Below are 16,105 nucleotides of genomic sequence, written 5' to 3' on the forward strand. Positions count from 1 at the left end.
AAACCGCGAGCGGCGCGGTTCATCGCGCCGCGTCCCGTGTCGGCCCCACCCACGGGAGAGGCATTTATCATCGTGGCTTCGACAGTGTGGGGCAGGATGTACCAGTACGAGGCGGTCGCGGAGGTGATGCGGGAGAACGGGGGATACGCGACGCTGAAGGCGCTGTATCAGCGGGCGCCGGCCGTCGAGGGGAGCGAGTGGGGGACCAAGACACCCAACGCCAGTATCCGCCGTATCGTCCAGACGCGTGAGGACTTCTTCAAGATACGGCCCGGGCTGTGGGCGCTGGAGAGCCACCGGGAGCGGCTTCCGGCCGGCGTGTACGACGAATCGGCCGACGAGGCCCGGCGCGACCAGTACTCACACTGGTACTTTCAGGGCCTCCTCGCGGAGGTCGGCAACCGCCGACAGGCCGAGACGTGGGTCCCGTCCCAGGACAGGAACCGCGCCTTTCTGGAGACGACACTCGGAGAGGTCCGAAGCCTGGACTCGCTGCCGCAGTTTGGCTATCAGGAGCTGGTTCGGCGGGCGAGTACAGTCGACGTCGTCTGGTTCAACGAACGCGAGATGCCCGCCAGCTTCATCGAGGTCGAGTTCTCCACGGACTTCCAGAACTCGCTGCATAAGTTCCTCGACCTGCGGGACTTCCACGCGGGGTTCATCATCGCGGCGGACGAGCGGAGAGAAGCGCAGTTCGAGAAGCGACTGGGCCAGTCCGGGTTCGGGCCGATTCGCGACCGTGTATCCTTTCTCACCTTCGACGAGCTCTCCCGGCTGCACGCGGCCACGGACGCGACAGCCGGTGTCGCGGCACAGCTCGGTGTGTAGCCGTCAGTCAGAGACTGAGCCGACCGCGACTCACTCCCGGTTCGGTTCCTCGGCCAGGGCCTTCTCGCGCAGCTCCTTGCATTTCTCGCCGCCGATCTCCAGGTCGGGCACCGGCGTCGGCTTGCCGTCCTCGACGGCGACGAACGTGGCGTAGGCGGAGGTCGTGGATTCAGTCTCGCCGGTGTGTGGGTTCTCCGCGCTGACCTCGATGCGTACGCGGACGCTCGTCCGCCCGGTCTCGTAGGCGTATGACTCCACGAGGGCGTTGTCGCCGATGGGAATGGGCCGCTCGAAGTCGACGCTCGACATCTGGGCGGTGACACAGGACTCCTCGGCGGCCCGCATCGCGGACATCGCGCCGATCTCGTCCATCCACTTCATCACGATGCCCCCGTGAGCGCTGTTGTAGTTGTTCGCGTGGGTGGGCTGGACGCGCTCGCGGTTGACGATATGCGTATCGGCGATCTTGGGCATGGGACGGGATAGACAGCCCGGAGATAAAAGCGGGCGTGTCCTTACTGGTGCTGTGCCGGGTTGCCTTCCTCGAACGGCTGAACGATGACGAAGCCGTCGGGGTTGGTGAACTCGAGCTGGTACTGCTCGCCGGAGGACTGGCCAACCATATCGGAGAGGCTCCGGTTGACGCTGCTGGAGGGGGAGTTGTTGGCGCTCCAGGCCACCGTCGCCTGCGGGTCCGTCTTGACTGGCGGGGTGAGCACGAGCGGGCTACCGTGGGTCGTGATGGCGATGTGGCCCGGCCCTTCGAGGAAGACGTTCGTCAGGCCGCCCGCGGAGGCCCCCGAGAGGCTTCCGATGGTCGAGATGCTGTAGTCGACGCTCGACTCGAAGGCCAGCACGTCGTTGCCGTTGACAGAGATGGACTCGTCGGCGCCGAGGTCCATGATCTGTATCTCCTTGGCGTCGTCGGCGACGTAGAGGTGGCCGGTCCCCTCGACCTCCATGACGGGGGTCCCTTCGCTGGTCGCCTTCGACTTGATAAAGCCCGTGATACCCCCCTCGGCGTTCGAGCTGCCGGTAAAAGAGAGGTCGCCCTCGTACGCGACCATCGCTCCCGCCTTCGTCGTGACCGAGCCGTCGACGGCGATATCGAGGAGCTTGCTGTTCTCTAGCTGGAAGGTGTCACCACCTTCTTCGGGCCTGTTGTCGGTGATGAACTGGTCTATATCCATGTGTATCCCGGCCGAGCGGTCGGCCGCTATCGGCGGGTTCGTCACGGGAGTATGAGAATTTTGTCCCGCCGAGAGGTTGAGTCACTCCCTGTGAAAACGCCGCCAAGCGTCGCCGGCGATATCAGAACGGGAGCGGGAAGGGGACCGACCCCCGCGAGTACCCCTCGACGCGGCCGTCGGGCCGGTAGCGGAAGACGACGAGCGGTTCGTAGCCGACGCTTGGCTGTTCGGCGAGTATCCGTCGCCACTCGTCGTCGCGGAAGGACGTACAGTCCACGGCGAGGACGGCCCCGGGGTGGGCCGCAAGCTGGTCGCGGGTCTTGGCGTCGCCCGACGCCTTCAGTGCCCCGATAGCGGTGTCTATCTGGCGGCGGCTCGGCGGCCGCGGCCGGGTCACCTCGACGAGGGTGTCGTCGACGCGGAAGTCGACGGAGTGGCCCGAGTCCAGTTCGACCTCGGGGACGATGTCGTTGCCCGCGTCGACGAGCAGTTTCGCGGCGTTGAACTCGCCCATCGTCGCCCGCATCCGCGAGAGGTCAAAGCCCTGACTGGTCCCCAGTTTGCTGGCCATCGTGTAGCGGTAGTCGTCTAACACGCCGGTCGCGAGGAAGTCGTCATAAAAGCTCAGTCCGTCCTCGCGGTCGGCGTCGGGAAAGCCGCCGGCGTGGTCGCGGAAGAACGTCCGCGTGGACTCGCGGCCGTCCTTCGAGAGGAAGACGGGCAGGAAAAAGTGCGCGAGCGCCTCGTACTCGGTGAGCCACGGGTCCTCGACCTCCAGCTGGGCGAGCAGCTCCCGCTGGCCCCACTCGGCGACCGGGTCGGGGCTGCGTTCGAAGGTCTGTTTGTCCGTCCGCCAGAGGGTCTCTGGGGTCTGTGTGTTGCCGAGCCAGTACGCTTCCTGTCCGTTCCAGATGAAAAGCGCCAGGTCGCCGTTGTCCATCTCCAGCCGGCGGGCCGCCCACCCCTCGGGTGGGGCGAACCACGGGCCGTTCAGTTCCGCGCCGAAGGTGTCCTCAAGCGGGGAGAGCAAGTCACGCCGGACACGGTCCTCGTTCCAGCGTTCGGTCGAATGTCGAAATCGAATCGGGCCAGCCACGGTGTGTTATAACCGGTCAGTGCTCTTGTGCGTTCCGTTGGGTGAGCCGGGTGCGGTCCGGACAGTTTGTTTCGCCACGTCCGTCGCGACGGGGTTGGCGGTGGGTCAGGTTTTCGACCCCGAGTTGTATCGCTCGTCGTCGTTCGCCCGGACGCCTGCAGCGCCCGTAGCGACGAACAACGATTGCCGAGTCAGCAGGCCAAGCCGGTGAAGTCGTCTCAAACCCACGATCGCGGACCTACGCCGACGGGGCCGTGGAAGTACTTTCAACGCTGGTATCGTATCGCTCTGTATGGCCGATGAACCGCCAGACCGCTCGGACCAGGAAGATGGAGAGAAACTCGGCGGCGAGATGGCGACCGACAGCACGGAGATGAGTTCGATACTGGGTGATGCCTATCGCGGGGAGCTGGACCGTGAGACGACGTGGCGGTCACGGCTGGACCAGACGACGACGTGGGGGGTGACGGTCGTCGCTGCGATCCTCACGTGGGCCTTCTCCAGCGGCGACAACCCGCATTATATCATTCTCATCGGCATGCTCGCTGTCGGTCTTTTCCTGTTGATTGAGGCTCGGCGGTACCGCGACTACGACATCTATCGCTCGCGGGTGCGTCTCTTCCAGCAGAACTTGCTCGCCGACGCGCTTGACCCGTCGGCGGGGGTCGAACACGAGGACTGGCGGAGCAAACTCAGTCAGGATTACCGGACACCGACGCTGAAAGTATCGACCTGGGAAGCCACAGCGAACCGTCTCCGACGGATCTATCTCCCGCTGCTTGCCGTGTTGCTCGTCGCGTGGCTGTTCCGAATCACGGCGTTCGCACCAAACGAACGCCCACTGTCAACCGCTGCTATCGCCGTCGTCCCCGGAACCCTCGTCGTGGCCGTCATCGGGCTCGCCTACGTGGCCGCTGTTGTGCTTGTACTCTGGCCCCGTGAAAGGGACGCGAAAGGGGAGTTCGAGGAGGGAGACCCCAAAAAATGGAAATAGTTCCCCGCTCGGAGTCAGAGACTTGCGACACGAGCCCGGGATCGCGGCTGCATCGCGACGCCGAGGCCTGGACCGGAGCGGTCATCAGAGCGTCGACACGGCGGTGAAAAACGGTCTACAGCTGCCACACAGTTGCTTTTATCGCTCGTCCAGCGGCACGAACTCCGTCTCGTCGGGGTCCGGGCCGGTGTACCGGGCACGGGGGCGGATGAGGCGGTTGTCCTCCACCTTTTTCATCGTCGGGTCCGCTCGCTCCGCTCGCGAACCACTCCTCGAAAAACGTGGGCGAAAAAACAGCCACTCACTCCGTTCGTGGCTGCGAAACCGCGCCTTCGCGCGGTACAGGCTACCGCTCGTCCAGCGGCACGAACTCCGTCTCGTCGGGGTCGGGACCGACGTACCGGGCCCGTGGCCGAATCAGGCGGTTGTCCTCGATGTACTCGGCGACGTGGGCGACCCAGCCGCCGACGCGGGACATCGCGAAGATAGGGGTGTAGATGTCGATAGGGATGCCCATCTGGTAGTACGTCGAGGCGGAGTAGAAGTCGACGTTCGGGGCGAGCCCCTTCTCTTCCATGAGGTACCGCTCGATGGTGGTGGACATCTCATACCACTTCAGCGAGCCGGCGGCCTCGCCCAGCTCCTTCGAGCGCTCGCCGAGAATCTTCGCGCGGGGGTCCTTGACGCTGTAGACGCGGTGGCCAAAGCCCGACACCCGGCGACCGCCGTCCAGCGCATCCTTGACCCAGTCCAGGGGGTCCATCGCGGCGTCGTCGACCTCCTTGAGCATCTCCATGACGTCCTGGTTGGCGCCGCCGTGGAGCGGCCCCTTCAGGGTGCCGATGGCCGACGTGACGGCGCTGTGGAGGTCTGAAAGCGTCGAGGCGGTGACCATCGACGAAAACGTCGAGGCGTTGAGGCCGTGGTCGGCGTGGAGCACCAGCGCCTGGTCGAAGACGTCGGCCAGCACGTCGTCGGGCACCTCGCCGTTGAGCATGTAGAGGAAGTTCTCGGCGTGGCCCAGGTCCTCGCGGGGGTCGACGGGGTCCGCACCGTCGCGGATACGCGCAAACGCGGCGATGATGGTCGGGAGCTTCGCGGTGATGCGCCGGCCGGTCGCGAGGTTCACGGCCTCGTCGGTCGGGTCGGCGTCCTCGGGTGCGGGGTCGAACCCGGAGAGCATCGACACCGCGGTTCGGAGCGCGGCCATCGGGTTCTCGTCGGCCTCGGCCAGCTCCCGGACCGTCGCGAGCACGGCGTCGTCGACCGCCCGCTCGCTCGCCATCTCCGACGCGAAGTCGTCGAGTTCGGACTGGTCTGGGAGGTGGCCATACCAGAGGAGATAGAGGACTTCCTCGTAGCTGGCGCCGTTTGCGAGCTCCTCGATAGTGTACCCCCGATAAACGAGTTTACCCGCGTCACCGTCGATCACACTGAGATCGGATTCGGCGACGAGGACTCCCTCCAGCCCTTTCTTGAGGTTGTCGGACATACCCAAACCGTATCCGACCTGCCGGGAAAAACATTTTCTTTCTGAGCGTGAGTGTCACAGCCTCGGCGGCGGGAAAGTGAACGTTCAGTCACCGATTTCCGACGGTAGTGTGTCGATACCTAAGCCTCTCGCCCGTCGAAGCGCCGTTCCGTCGTCGTCCCGGGGAAAGACGGCCTGAGAGGGACAGACGGAGCGAACGCTTTTCACCGGTGGTGGCAAATCGGGGGATATGGAGTCTACGGGCACGGTCGAGTACGAGCCGGTGAGCGTCAAGGCGGTGCTCTCGGAGATGAAAGACACCGCCGAGTTGCTCATCGACCTCTCGTACTCGGCCGTACTGCTGGGCAGCGACGACGTGGCCAGCGAGGTACTGGAGCTGGAGGCAAAGATGGACGTGCTCCAGCTCCGGGCCCGCATGAGCCTGCTGATGGCCTGCCGGTCGACCGAGGACGCCGAGTCGCTGGCACCGGTGCTGGGGATGGTCGGCGCCGCGGAGAAAATAAGCGACGCCGCCGGCGACATCGCGAAGGTCGTACTGGAGGACATCGGCCTGCCGGACACGATGCGGGCTGCCCTGCCCGAGGCCGTGGAGACGCTGGTGCGTGCGACCGTCGCCGCCGACTCGCCGCTGGCGGGCCAGACGCTTGGCGCGCTGAACCTCGAAACCGAGACGGGCGTGCGGGCGCTGGCCATCCGCCGGCAGGGCAACTGGTTGCTCAACCCGACCCGGGAGACGGAGGTGCAAGCCGAGGACGTAGTCCTGCTTCGCGGCCCGGAAGACGGCGTCAGCGAGGTGTTCCAGGACGCCACGGGCGACCCATACGAACCCCCGGAACCGCCACAGGGCGACACACAGGACCTCGAACGGGCCGTCGACTCTATCGTCCTGATGAAAGACATGGGCGAGCTCGCGGTGGACCTGGCCTACGGCGCCGTGCTCTTCGACAGCGAGGCCGTCGCCGAGGAGGTCGTCGAGCTGGAAGCGGAGGTGGACGCGTTGCAGTCCAGATTCGAGGCGTGGACGCTCCGGGCGGCCGCCGACATGGACGACCCCGTCTCCCTGCGCGGACTCGTCCACCTGGCCCGCTCGACGGAGGTCATCTCCGACGCCGCCCTCGAAATCAGCGAGGGCGTGTTACGTGGCCTCTCGACTCATCCCGTCGTCGCCGAGGCCGTCCGGGAGTCCGACGAGATAATCGTCCGGGCGACGGTGGCCGGGGAGAGCGACCTGGCCGGCCGGACCATCGGCGACGTCGCCGTGAAGACCGAGACGGGGATGCGTATCATCGCCATTCGACGGGCCGGCGGCGAGAGCGACCGTACCGGCCGCGAGGGCGGCGAGTGGGTCGTCTCGCCCGGCCCCGAGACACCGCTGATGGCCGGCGACGTACTGCTGGCGAAGGGGACCCGCACGGGCGGCGAACGGCTCGGGACGCTCACGGGGCCGAGCGAGCGAGCCTGACCGCCGAGACGACCGTAAAGAGAGCCGTAAGCAGGCCGCCCAGCGAGACGAGCAGGACGAAAGCGAGCGCCCCGTAGAGGTACGTCGGGCGGGCGGTCCCGGGGAGGACGAAGAGGGCGACCAGCCCCGCCGTCAGGACGGCGGACAGCGAGAAGCCATACTTCGCGTTCCGGGGGACGTTCAGCGCGGCGACCAGCGCCGCCGCGCCACTCTCCGGTTCGGACTCGGACACGACCCCCGATAGGGACGGGGAGAAAAAGACCCCATCGGTGTCCAGCGGGGCCACGAGGCGGTTTCGCCGCGGGGAATCCGAACCAGTAAAGTCGGACAACCCGAATGGGGGCGTAATGGTAACTCTCGGTACGGCGAGTGCCGCTCCCGGTGAGATAGACACCGGGCGTCTGGAGGTCGGCGAGAGCCGGGACGGCAGCCCCGTCGGGCTGCCCGTCGCGGTCGTCAACGGGTCACAGGACGGCAAGACACTCTACATGCAGGCCGCAAGCGACGGCGACGAGCTGAACGGCGTCGGCGTCATCCAGCGCGTCGTCCCGCAACTGGACCCGACCGAGCTCTCGGGGACGATTCTCATCTGTGGCATCGTCAACTACCACGCCTTCCAGATCGCCGAACACCGCAACCCCATCGACGACACGAAGATGAACCGGGCCTACCCCGGCGACGCCTCGGGGACCTCAAGCGAGCGCATCGCCGCGGCGACACACGACGCCGCCGTCAGCGCCGACCTCGTCGTGGACCTCCACCAAGGCTCTACCTCCCGGATGATCGAGGAAGTCCGGGTCCGGTGTGGCTCCCGGCATCGCCTCCACGAGGAGTGTCTCGAACTCGCGAAGGTGTTTGACTGTGGCTACATCCTAGACCAGAAAGGGCCCGACGGCCAGCTCGCCCGGACCGCGCCGGACGAGGGCGTCCCGACAATCGACCCCGAACTCGGCGGCTGTGTCGGCTGGGACGAGGAGTCGATTCGGGCCGGCGTCGACGGGGTCTTCAACGTGCTTCGGTACTACGGCTTCCTGCCCGGCGCGTACACGCCCTCGCCACAGGCCCGCGCGACCGGCTTCGAGCAGTACGGCTCGCCGGTCGGCGGGCTCGTGGACTTTCACCCGAACCTGGGCGACCGCGTGAGCCGCGGGGACACGCTGTTCGAGGTGACCGACGTGTTCGGCGAGACGAAATCGGAGATAACGGCCGACTCGGCCGGTATCTTCTGGCGGTCGCGGCGACTCCCGCAGGTCGCCACCGGCGAGTACGTCTGCTCTGTCGGCACGAACATCGATACGTACTAGCGCCACAACACCAGCGACACGGGCGTGTCGGCGTTGACAGAGACCCACTGTGAGTCGACCTCGGCCGGGTCGACGTCGGCGGCGTAGCAGATGTACCGCTCCGTCCCGTCCGAACGACTGCGGACGACCGCCGGAAGGACGCCTTCGTCCGGGTCCGGCGAGGGCGTCCCGCCGGCCGCTTCCTGGTGTTCAGTGCCCATAGACGGGCTGTAGCCGAGAACCGGTATTGTTACCGGTCGGTTATGCGGCCGAAGGCGTCACCGAATGTCGTCGAGGTCGACGAGAAGCCCCTCGGGGACCGCGAGCCAGTGGGTCGCCATCTCCGTGTCCGGCTTGTCGGTCGGGTACAGCAGGGCACGCTGTCCCCCGTCAGCGGTGGGTTCCAGTTCGCTGGTGAGCAGTGCCTCGCTGAACTCGTCTTGCGGGAGTGGTGGTCGCGTCTCGACGTCCGACGGCGACGACTCGCTGCTCATAGACGCTTTACCGGGACTATACGTATTGTTATACAATCCATAACCGCAGCCCGGCGAGGGTTTCCCCGGCTTACCGTCCGGGTCGTCGCGGCTACCGCTCCGGATGCGTCGGTCCGTCGAACCCGCCCCGGACCAGCGGCTTGGCGATGTGGCGCCGCGCCACCGGCGGGACCTCGTACCAGCCCGGTTCGAGGGCGCGCTCTATGGGGCGGTCGACCTTGCCGTCGGCGCTGGTAGCGCAGTCCCGACAGCGGTAGCCCTGGTTCCGCCCGGCCGAGGACATCGTCGCGCCGCAGTCCGGGCAGGTCGGGGTGGCCGGTTCGGTCCGGACCAGCTCCCGGACCGCGAACTTCTCCAGTTTGAGGGTGCCGTCGGTCACCTCCCCACAGACGGTGACGCGGTCGCCCGGACGCAACGCTCGCACCCGGTCGCGGAACCGCTTCGTGGGTTCGAACGCGGCACACTGGAGCCGGGCGTCGCCGTCGGACCCGGGGTCCGAGGAGAGTCGCGACCCGTCGGGTCGCTCGCCGCCGTCCGCGATGGACAGGAAGACGTGGCCGCCCTCGCGGGTCTCGGGCGCCGCGGCGACGGTCCCGTCGACGCGGTAGGCGCTGTCGTCGGCCAGCGACCCCACAGCGCCGTCCTGCAGGTGGACATCGGTCCCCTGATTGGTCACGAACGTCGCGCGCCGGTCGATCGGCTCGCTCTCGATGGCGTCGGCGACGGCCCGGCAGGCGTCGGGGTCGTCGCCCCGGATGCCATAGAGGATGGGACAGGGCGTCCGGGGGACACAGACCGGGTAGCCCGAGGCGCGGTCGACGGTGTCCCACACCGCCGGGTAGTGTCTGTCTGCCGCGGCGCGGACGCTCTCGGCGTCGACGTCGCGGTCGCTGCCCCAGCGGTCGGGTTCGCGGTAGGCGATGTGTTCGTACGTCCAGTCGTCCAGCGCGGCCCAGGCGCCGACGGCCGCCAGCGCGCCGACGAGCCCCCGGCCGTTGCCCGCCTGCAGCCGGGCGAAGCCGGCGGTGTCCGCGAGCAGCGTCGCGGTCGTCCGGTCCTGAATCGAGCGAATCGCGTCGACGGCGAAGTCGGCGACCCGCGGCGGGACGTTGTCGGGCGCGCAGTCGGCGACGACGGCGCCGGGGTTCGTCTTCGGGTCGTCGGTCTGTGCCAGGTCGAGCGTCTCGCGGGCCAGCGTCGTCGCCCGGTCTGCGTCGAGGTCCGTGTGTACTGCCAGTGCGGCGTTCCCGCGGGTCTTGTGCTCTACGGCCGGGTTGAGACGGACGAGGAGCAGCCGCTCGACCGCCCCGCCGGCCTCGCGTATCCGCTCGGCGAGCTCGGCGGCGGCGTAGGTCGTACACATCCCCGTCTCCCGGGAGTCCGTATCGTCCAGTCCGACGACGGTCACAGACCCGGATACTGGATTCACCGGGATAGCGGTTTCGTCGCTCGGTCGGGTGTTCCGCGCCGACCGGCACACGGGTAGAACGCGTGTAGCGGGATGTGAGTGGGTGCGTCGCCGTTTCCGGCCTCGAAAACACGGTCAGGGCGCGGCTAACCCGGTGGCGGGGACGGCACAACGCATATATGGGGTGACTGGCTTAACCCTCAATAGAGAAACGATGTCACGGTCGGCACTGGTAGGCAACGTGACCGCCATGCTCGAGGACGCGGGGTTCCTCGTGAGCGACCGGTGTGCGATTCGACCCAAGAGCTTCGACATCGCGGCCAGACGGGGCGAGGACGTGTTGCTCGTGAAGATACTGGGAAACATCGACTCCTTCGACGCCCGGACCGGCGCGGAGATGCGCCGGCTGGGGACCTACCTCAACGCGACGCCTATCGTCGTCGGGCTGCGCACCCGCGACGAGGAACTGAAACCGGGCGTCGTCTATTTCCGCAACGGCGTCCCCGTCCTGTCGCCGGACACCGCCCTGGACCTGTTCGTCGAGGAGGTCCCCCCGCTCATCTACGCCGCGCCGGGCGGGCTGTACGTCAACATCGATTCGGAGGTGCTGGCAGATGTTCGGGAGGAAAAGGAGTGGTCGCTTGGCAAACTGGCCAAAGAGCTCGGCGTCTCCCGGCGGACGGTCTCGAAGTACGAGGACGGGATGGACGCCTCCGTCGAGATAGCGGCCGAACTGGAGGACCTCTTCGATGCGCCGCTTACCTCGCCGGTCAGCGTGCTGGACGGCGCCGAGGAGATACGCGACGAGGAGCCGACCCCGGAAGACCCCGACGTGGCGCCGGAGGACGAGCCCATCGCCACGGTCTTTACCCGCATCGGCTTCGAGGTCCACCCGACCAACCGGGCGCCGTTCAAGACCGTCAACGAGAACGCCAACCGCCGCGAGCAGGTGTTGACCGGCCACTCGGCCTTTACCGAGGCCGCCGAGAAGCGCGCCCGCATCATGTCCTCGGTCGGCGAGGTCACACGGACCCGCTCGGTGTACGTCGTCGACGAGCTGACCCGGGAGTCGGTCGACGGGACGGCCCTCATCGAGAAAGCGGAGATGGAGGAGATCCGGGACGCCGACGACCTCCGGGACCTCATCATGGAACGCGGCGACGAGCCCCAGGAAGACGCGGCCTGACGGGGCTATTGTTACCGGCAGCGAGTGGTCCGCGACGCTCTACTGTAGCCGTCACAGGGCGCAGAATCGTCGTTTACGCGCCGTACGTCTCTTCGAGGTACTCAACGATGTCGTCGGACTCTGGCATCCCCTCGACGCCGTTGTCGGGGTCGACGAGTACCGGGACGCCCGTCTGGCCGGACACTTCCTCGACTTCGGTGCGGTCGCTGTGGGAGCGTGGCACCATGTGTGACTCGTAGTCCAGATCGAGTTCGTCGAGTTTCTCTGTTACCTTCGCGCAGTACGGACAGCCGTCCAGTTCGTAGAGTTCGAGATTCGCCATTACGGAGGGCGCTACGGGGTCGACCGGAAAAAGCGCATTGGTGGTCCTCAGAGCGCGCCGCCGATGATGCCGCTCGTCCGGACGAAGAAGTAGAAGACGAACGCGCCGGCAAGCACCCACTGCCCGACGTGGATGTCACGGGCCTCGCCCTGTGCGAGTTTCACGATGGGGTAGGCGATGATGCCGGCGGCGATGCCATACGAAATGGAGTAGGTAAACGGCATGATGAATATGGTCAGCCCGGCCGGGATGGCGTGGCTCAGGTCGTCCCAGTCTATATCGACGATGTTGCGAAGCATGAGCACGGCGACGACCACCAGCGCGATGTGGGAGGCATGCAGGGGGACGGCAGCGGCCAGGGGGACCAGGGCGAGCGAGGCCAGGAAGAGCAGCGCGACCACGAGCGCAGTCAGGCCCGTCCGGCCGCCTTCCTCGACACCGGTCGAGGACTCGATGTAGGTCGTCACCGTCGAGGTGCCGATGATGCCGCCGACGGTGGTGCCGATGGCGTCGGCAAGCAGGGGCCGGTCCATCTCGGGGAGGTTCCCGTCCTCGTCGAGAAAGCCCGCGATCTGTGAGACGCCGGTCAGCGTCCCGGCGGTGTCGAAGAAGTCGACGAAGAAAAACGTGAACACGATGAGCGAGAAGCCAAGGGCATCGACGTTCGAGAAGCCCTGGATGAACGCGCCGATAAGCGGCGTGATGTCGTAGCCGGCCGCCGAGTAGACGACGTCGGTCTGTCCGGTCAGGCTCGCGGGCGTGTACAGCGAGACGCCCTCCGCGACCTTTGGGTTCGCCGCGGTAAAGCCCAGCGCGCTGGCCACGTAGGAGATGGCCGTCGTGATGACGATACCGAGGACGATAGAGCCCGGCACGTCCGCCGAGTACAGCGCGAACGTGAGAAAGAGACCGATAACGGAGATGATGGCGATTGGGTCGGTCGCGAAGACGGGGTTGAACTGCAGGAAGGTAGCGGGGTCGGAGGCGACGACGTGCATCGCCTCCAGCCCGATGATTGCCAGGAACAGGCCGATACCGCCCCCGACGGCGAATTTCACCGGTTCGGGGAACAGTTTGATGAGGTACTCGCGCGCGCCGACGACAGTCAACACGGTAAACAGTACCCCCTGGACGACGACGGCGGCCAGCGCCGTCTGCCACGGCACGCCCAGTCCGAGGACGACGGTGAACGCGAAGAAGGCGTTCAGCCCAAGCCCCGGGGCCTGTGCGAACGGTCGGTTCGCGTACAGTGCCATGATCAGCGTGGCGACGGCAGCCGAGATGATAGTCACCACGGCCAGCATCTGGATGGTCTGGCCGGGCGTCCGCCCCTCCACCGAGATGGCGGCGCTGAGGATGGCGGGATTGACGATGACGATGTAGCTCATCGTCAGGAACGTCGTTACCCCCGCGAGTATCTCGGTCCGGACGTCGGTGCCGTGATCGTCGAGGTCGAAGAACTGCTCCAGCGTACCCATTACGGTGGCGTTGCCAGCGGGCGAGTTAAGCGTGACGAGTCGGGCCAGAAATGATGTCGAACGGGCGACGAGTTGGCGGCCGTCGGGCCGGAACGACCCCCGCGTAACTGCGCCTACGGCGCGTCCGCGAGCAGGTCCGAGGCGGTCACGAGCGACTCCAGTTCGAGGTCGTGGTCGGCGAGGTTCTCCGTTGCGCCCTGCTCGCGGTCGACGACCACGAGCACGCGCTCGACGACGGCGCCGGCCTCGCGCAGCGCCTCGGCGGCGTCGATGGCGCTCTGGCCGGTCGTCGCGATGTCCTCGATGACGACGACTTCCTCGCCCTCGGTCAGTTCGCCCTCGACGAGGTTCCCGGTGCCGTACTCCTTTTGCTGTTTGCGGGCGATGACGTAGGGGAGCCCCGTCTCGACGCTGGTGACCGCGACCAGCGGCACCCCGCCCAGCGCGACGCCGGCGAGTTTGTCGTCGCCGAGCCGTTCGGCGAAGGCCGCGGCGATGAGTTCCAGACACCGGGGGTTCGTCTCGAAGACGTACTTGTCGACGTAGTAGTCCGACGTGCCGCCGTGAGAGAGTTCGAACTCCCCGTACTTGACCGCGTCCGCCTCGCGCAGCGCCGTGATGAGGTCCTGGTTGGCCATATCTGCTGTGGGCGGCCCGGTGGCTAATGGCTGTTGGAACGGCGGCGTGTCGAGCGACCGACACCGGCTGTGACTGTCGACATTCATAAGCCGGTCGGCGACGCAGTTCCCCACGAATGCACGTGTTCGGGTCGAGCGGCGTCCGGGGCGTCGCGGGCGAAGAGCTGACGCCGGAGGATGCCATGCAGGTCGCACAGGCCGCGGGGAGCGTGTGGGCCGCCGACATCGACCGGGTCGCCGTCGCCCGGGACACCCGGACCACCGGACGGACCTACGAGAACGCCGCGACGAGCGGGTTCACCGGACTGGGCTTTGACGTCGACAGGCTGGGCGTCGTCCCGACGCCGGGCCTGCAGGCGTACTGCGAGGCCGAGGGAGTTCCGGGGCTGATGGTGACGGCGAGCCACAACCCCCCGGCGTACAACGGCATCAAGCTCGTCGGCGCCGACGGGGTCGAGCTGAGCCGCGAGAGCCTGGACGAGGTCGAGCGGGCACTGACTGCGGAACCCGGCTACGCGTCCTGGGACCGGATGGGGACCGACCGGCGCGTCGAGCGAGCCAGACGGGAGTACAGGACCGGCGTCCTCGATGCGGTCGACCGCGAGCGCATCGCCGACGCCGACCTCACCGTCGTCGTCGACCCGGGCCACGGCGCGGGCGCGCTGGTCAGCCCGGAGCTGTTCCGCGAGCTGGGCTGTACGGTCCACACGGTCAACGCCCAGCCCGACGGCCACTTCCCCGGCCGGAACCCCGAACCGGTCGCCGCGACGCTTGGCGACCTCCGGAGCTACGTCAGGGCGACCGACGCGGACCTGGGTATCGCCCACGACGGCGACGCCGACAGGGCGATGTTCGTCGACGAGCGGGGCGAACACGTCGACGGCAGCGCGATGTTCGCGGCGCTGGCCGCCGCGGAGCTGCGGGCGGGCGACGGCGTCGTCAGCGCGGTCAACGCCTCCCAGCGTATCGTCGACGTGGTCGAGGAGGCCGGCGCGACCCTCTCGCTTACCCCCATCGGCTCGACGTACATCGTCAGCCGCATCAGGGACCTCCAGGCCGAGGGAACCCACGTGGCCATCGCGGGCGAGGGCAACGGCGGCATCCTCTTTCCGGACTACCGCATCGCCCGCGACGGCGCTTACACCGCCGGCCGCTTCTGTGAGCTGCTTGCCGACCGGCCCGCCAGCGAGCTGGTGGCCCCCTACGACGACTACTACAACGTCCGCCGGAACCTCCACGTCGACGGCGAGGCCGACCGCGAAGCGATGCTCGCCGGCATCGAGGGCCACGCCACCGAATCGACGGCCGACCTCGATACGACCGACGGCTGGCGACTGGACTACGGCGACGGCTGGGTGCTGGCCCGCCCCTCCGGGACGGAGCCGGTGGTTCGGGTCTACGCGGAAGCGCGGACGCCGGAGCGCGCGGAGGAACTCGCCGGCCAGATGGTCAGCGCGGCCGAACGCGGTGAGTAGTCGCCGAAAACGGCGGCTCAGTCGTCGGCCGGAATCGGGTCCCCGTGGGACACCTCGTCGCCGAGCAGGTCCATGAACTGCGCGAGCCACTCGGGGTGGTCGGGCCAGGCCTGTCCGGTGACGAGGTTGCCGTCGGTCACGACCTCGTCGACCCACGAACAGCCGGCGGCCTCGCACTCGGCGCGACAGGCCGGATACGACGTCATCTCGTAGCCGTCCAGTACGTCCGCGGCGGCGAGAATCTGTGGCCCGTGACACAGCGCCGCGACGGGCTTGTCTTCCTCGAAGAAGTGCCGTACCGTATCGAGGACTTCGTCGTACGTCCGGAGGTACTCGGGCGCGCGACCACCGGGGACACAGAGCGCGTCGTAGTCGCTCGGGGTCACGTCGGCCATCGTCGCGTTCAGGACGAAATCGTGGCCGCGAGACTCCATGTAGGTCTGGTCGCCCCGGAAGTCGTGTATCGCTGTCTTGACCGTCTCCTCGGCTTCCTTGTCGGGACACACCGCGTCGACCTCGTGGCCGACCGTCTGTAGCGTCTGGAACGGCACCATTATCTCGTAGTCTTCGCCGAAATCGCCGACGATCATGAGGATGTCTTTGCCCATAGCTGTCACCAGTGGCGTGTACGCACATAACCTAAATAAATCTACAGGAGAGGTGCCGAGCCACCGGTATGTGTCGGGCACGGTGAACCCGTATCCGAGAGCGGGCGGGACGGACGCTGTAGTGTTCGAACCGGCGCGAGCGGGCCGGAGA

General features: G+C 67.1%; 18 protein-coding genes. 6 read left to right on the forward strand and 12 right to left on the reverse strand.

What is annotated here, in order from left to right:
- Nucleotides 1-96 precede the first annotated feature (96 nt).
- Complete coding sequence (locus tag VJ162_RS12865) at nucleotides 97-828, forward strand: hypothetical protein (RefSeq protein WP_324664843.1); 732 nt, start codon at nucleotides 97-99, stop codon at nucleotides 826-828.
- 30 nt (nucleotides 829-858) lie between these two features.
- Here the strand turns inward: VJ162_RS12865 and VJ162_RS12870 are convergent, their stop codons facing one another.
- The 3 genes from VJ162_RS12870 to VJ162_RS12880 all read right to left on the reverse strand — a co-directional run bounded on the left by VJ162_RS12870 (nucleotide 859) and on the right by VJ162_RS12880 (nucleotide 3,114).
- On the reverse strand, nucleotides 859-1,302 hold the full coding sequence (locus VJ162_RS12870) for an acyl-CoA thioesterase (RefSeq protein ID WP_324664845.1): 444 nt from the start codon (nucleotides 1,300-1,302) through the stop codon (nucleotides 859-861).
- A 41-nt stretch (nucleotides 1,303-1,343) separates the two neighbouring features.
- Entirely contained in the window at nucleotides 1,344-2,018 is a 675-nt protein-coding gene (locus tag VJ162_RS12875; protein ID WP_324664847.1) for an AIM24 family protein, read from the reverse strand.
- Between the two features lie 121 nt (nucleotides 2,019-2,139).
- A complete protein-coding gene (locus VJ162_RS12880) occupies nucleotides 2,140-3,114 on the reverse strand; it encodes a DUF5784 family protein (protein ID WP_324664849.1) in 975 nt (324 codons plus the stop codon).
- 292 nt (nucleotides 3,115-3,406) lie between these two features.
- On the opposite strand from VJ162_RS12880, the gene VJ162_RS12885 reads away from it, so the two are divergent.
- A complete protein-coding gene (locus tag VJ162_RS12885; protein WP_324664851.1) occupies nucleotides 3,407-4,108 on the forward strand; it encodes a DUF2270 domain-containing protein in 702 nt (233 codons plus the stop codon).
- Between the two features lie 346 nt (nucleotides 4,109-4,454).
- Here VJ162_RS12885 and citZ read toward each other — a convergent pair whose 3' ends face one another.
- On the reverse strand, nucleotides 4,455-5,600 hold the full coding sequence (citZ, locus tag VJ162_RS12890; protein WP_324664853.1) for a citrate synthase: 1,146 nt from the start codon (nucleotides 5,598-5,600) through the stop codon (nucleotides 4,455-4,457).
- 229 nt (nucleotides 5,601-5,829) lie between these two features.
- On the opposite strand from citZ, the gene VJ162_RS12895 reads away from it, so the two are divergent.
- The gene (locus tag VJ162_RS12895) at nucleotides 5,830-7,062 is read left to right on the forward strand and encodes a potassium channel family protein (protein ID WP_324664854.1); all 1,233 of its coding nucleotides are present in this window, start codon (nucleotides 5,830-5,832) and stop codon (nucleotides 7,060-7,062) included.
- On the opposite strand, the gene VJ162_RS12900 is transcribed toward VJ162_RS12895, so the two are convergent.
- Nucleotides 7,037-7,294: a DUF7536 family protein gene (locus VJ162_RS12900; protein WP_455429319.1), complete on the reverse strand. Its 258-nt coding sequence runs from the start codon at nucleotides 7,292-7,294 to the stop codon at nucleotides 7,037-7,039. The two genes, VJ162_RS12895 and VJ162_RS12900, sit on opposite strands and share 26 nt — an antisense overlap.
- 115 nt (nucleotides 7,295-7,409) lie before the next feature.
- Between VJ162_RS12900 and VJ162_RS12905 the strand changes: the two genes are divergently transcribed.
- The gene (locus VJ162_RS12905) at nucleotides 7,410-8,366 is read left to right on the forward strand and encodes a succinylglutamate desuccinylase/aspartoacylase family protein (protein ID WP_324664856.1); all 957 of its coding nucleotides are present in this window, start codon (nucleotides 7,410-7,412) and stop codon (nucleotides 8,364-8,366) included.
- On the opposite strand, the gene VJ162_RS12910 is transcribed toward VJ162_RS12905, so the two are convergent.
- The 3 genes from VJ162_RS12910 to VJ162_RS12920 all read right to left on the reverse strand — a co-directional run bounded on the left by VJ162_RS12910 (nucleotide 8,363) and on the right by VJ162_RS12920 (nucleotide 10,247).
- Nucleotides 8,363-8,566 carry a hypothetical protein gene (locus tag VJ162_RS12910; RefSeq protein ID WP_324664858.1) on the reverse strand — a complete coding sequence of 68 codons (204 nt, stop codon included), beginning with the start codon at nucleotides 8,564-8,566 and terminating at the stop codon, nucleotides 8,363-8,365. The two genes, VJ162_RS12905 and VJ162_RS12910, sit on opposite strands and share 4 nt — an antisense overlap.
- A 57-nt stretch (nucleotides 8,567-8,623) precedes the next feature.
- Nucleotides 8,624-8,839: a DUF7511 domain-containing protein gene (locus tag VJ162_RS12915; protein ID WP_324664859.1), complete on the reverse strand. Its 216-nt coding sequence runs from the start codon at nucleotides 8,837-8,839 to the stop codon at nucleotides 8,624-8,626.
- 91 nt (nucleotides 8,840-8,930) lie between these two features.
- Nucleotides 8,931-10,247 carry a tRNA(Ile)(2)-agmatinylcytidine synthase gene (locus VJ162_RS12920; protein ID WP_324664861.1) on the reverse strand — a complete coding sequence of 439 codons (1,317 nt, stop codon included), beginning with the start codon at nucleotides 10,245-10,247 and terminating at the stop codon, nucleotides 8,931-8,933.
- 214 nt (nucleotides 10,248-10,461) lie between these two features.
- Here VJ162_RS12920 and VJ162_RS12925 point away from each other — a divergent pair, with 214 nt between their 5' ends.
- Nucleotides 10,462-11,433 carry a transcriptional regulator gene (locus VJ162_RS12925; RefSeq protein WP_324664863.1) on the forward strand — a complete coding sequence of 324 codons (972 nt, stop codon included), beginning with the start codon at nucleotides 10,462-10,464 and terminating at the stop codon, nucleotides 11,431-11,433.
- A gap of 73 nt (nucleotides 11,434-11,506) precedes the next feature.
- Here VJ162_RS12925 and VJ162_RS12930 read toward each other — a convergent pair whose 3' ends face one another.
- The 3 genes from VJ162_RS12930 to pyrE all read right to left on the reverse strand — a co-directional run bounded on the left by VJ162_RS12930 (nucleotide 11,507) and on the right by pyrE (nucleotide 13,871).
- On the reverse strand, nucleotides 11,507-11,755 hold the full coding sequence (locus VJ162_RS12930) for a glutathione S-transferase N-terminal domain-containing protein (RefSeq protein ID WP_324664865.1): 249 nt from the start codon (nucleotides 11,753-11,755) through the stop codon (nucleotides 11,507-11,509).
- Nucleotides 11,756-11,802: 47 nt separating this feature from the next.
- Nucleotides 11,803-13,233, reverse strand: a complete 1,431-nt coding sequence (locus VJ162_RS12935; protein ID WP_324664866.1) for an NCS2 family permease — start codon at nucleotides 13,231-13,233, stop codon at nucleotides 11,803-11,805.
- A gap of 113 nt (nucleotides 13,234-13,346) precedes the next feature.
- Nucleotides 13,347-13,871, reverse strand: coding sequence for an orotate phosphoribosyltransferase (gene pyrE, locus VJ162_RS12940; RefSeq protein WP_324664868.1), 525 nt, complete (start codon nucleotides 13,869-13,871; stop codon nucleotides 13,347-13,349).
- Between the two features lie 116 nt (nucleotides 13,872-13,987).
- Between pyrE and glmM the strand changes: the two genes are divergently transcribed.
- Nucleotides 13,988-15,346 carry a phosphoglucosamine mutase gene (gene glmM / locus VJ162_RS12945; RefSeq protein ID WP_324664870.1) on the forward strand — a complete coding sequence of 453 codons (1,359 nt, stop codon included), beginning with the start codon at nucleotides 13,988-13,990 and terminating at the stop codon, nucleotides 15,344-15,346.
- A gap of 17 nt (nucleotides 15,347-15,363) precedes the next feature.
- Here glmM and VJ162_RS12950 read toward each other — a convergent pair whose 3' ends face one another.
- Entirely contained in the window at nucleotides 15,364-15,954 is a 591-nt protein-coding gene (locus VJ162_RS12950; RefSeq protein WP_324665120.1) for a DJ-1/PfpI family protein, read from the reverse strand.
- Nucleotides 15,955-16,105 lie beyond the last annotated feature (151 nt).

This window comes from Haloarcula sediminis (assembly GCF_035656455.1).
In the GTDB taxonomy this organism is placed as follows: Archaea; Halobacteriota; Halobacteria; order Halobacteriales; family Haloarculaceae; genus Haloarcula; species Haloarcula sediminis.

Bases quoted from the DNA above. Each gene is read 5' to 3' on its own strand.
- VJ162_RS12865 (WP_324664843.1), top strand. From the start codon at position 97: ATGTACCAGTACGAGGCGGTCGCGGAGGTGATGCGGGAGAACGGGGGA.
- VJ162_RS12870 (WP_324664845.1), bottom strand. From the start codon at position 1,302: ATGCCCAAGATCGCCGATACGCATATCGTCAACCGCGAGCGCGTCCAG.
- VJ162_RS12875 (WP_324664847.1), bottom strand. From the start codon at position 2,018: ATGGATATAGACCAGTTCATCACCGACAACAGGCCCGAAGAAGGTGGT.
- VJ162_RS12885 (WP_324664851.1), top strand. From the start codon at position 3,407: ATGGCCGATGAACCGCCAGACCGCTCGGACCAGGAAGATGGAGAGAAA.
- citZ (WP_324664853.1), bottom strand. From the start codon at position 5,600: ATGTCCGACAACCTCAAGAAAGGGCTGGAGGGAGTCCTCGTCGCCGAA.
- VJ162_RS12895 (WP_324664854.1), top strand. From the start codon at position 5,830: ATGGAGTCTACGGGCACGGTCGAGTACGAGCCGGTGAGCGTCAAGGCG.
- VJ162_RS12905 (WP_324664856.1), top strand. From the start codon at position 7,410: ATGGTAACTCTCGGTACGGCGAGTGCCGCTCCCGGTGAGATAGACACC.
- VJ162_RS12910 (WP_324664858.1), bottom strand. From the start codon at position 8,566: ATGGGCACTGAACACCAGGAAGCGGCCGGCGGGACGCCCTCGCCGGAC.
- VJ162_RS12915 (WP_324664859.1), bottom strand. From the start codon at position 8,839: ATGAGCAGCGAGTCGTCGCCGTCGGACGTCGAGACGCGACCACCACTC.
- VJ162_RS12925 (WP_324664863.1), top strand. From the start codon at position 10,462: ATGTCACGGTCGGCACTGGTAGGCAACGTGACCGCCATGCTCGAGGAC.
- VJ162_RS12930 (WP_324664865.1), bottom strand. From the start codon at position 11,755: ATGGCGAATCTCGAACTCTACGAACTGGACGGCTGTCCGTACTGCGCG.
- VJ162_RS12935 (WP_324664866.1), bottom strand. From the start codon at position 13,233: ATGGGTACGCTGGAGCAGTTCTTCGACCTCGACGATCACGGCACCGAC.
- pyrE (WP_324664868.1), bottom strand. From the start codon at position 13,871: ATGGCCAACCAGGACCTCATCACGGCGCTGCGCGAGGCGGACGCGGTC.
- glmM (WP_324664870.1), top strand. From the start codon at position 13,988: ATGCACGTGTTCGGGTCGAGCGGCGTCCGGGGCGTCGCGGGCGAAGAG.
- VJ162_RS12950 (WP_324665120.1), bottom strand. From the start codon at position 15,954: ATGGGCAAAGACATCCTCATGATCGTCGGCGATTTCGGCGAAGACTAC.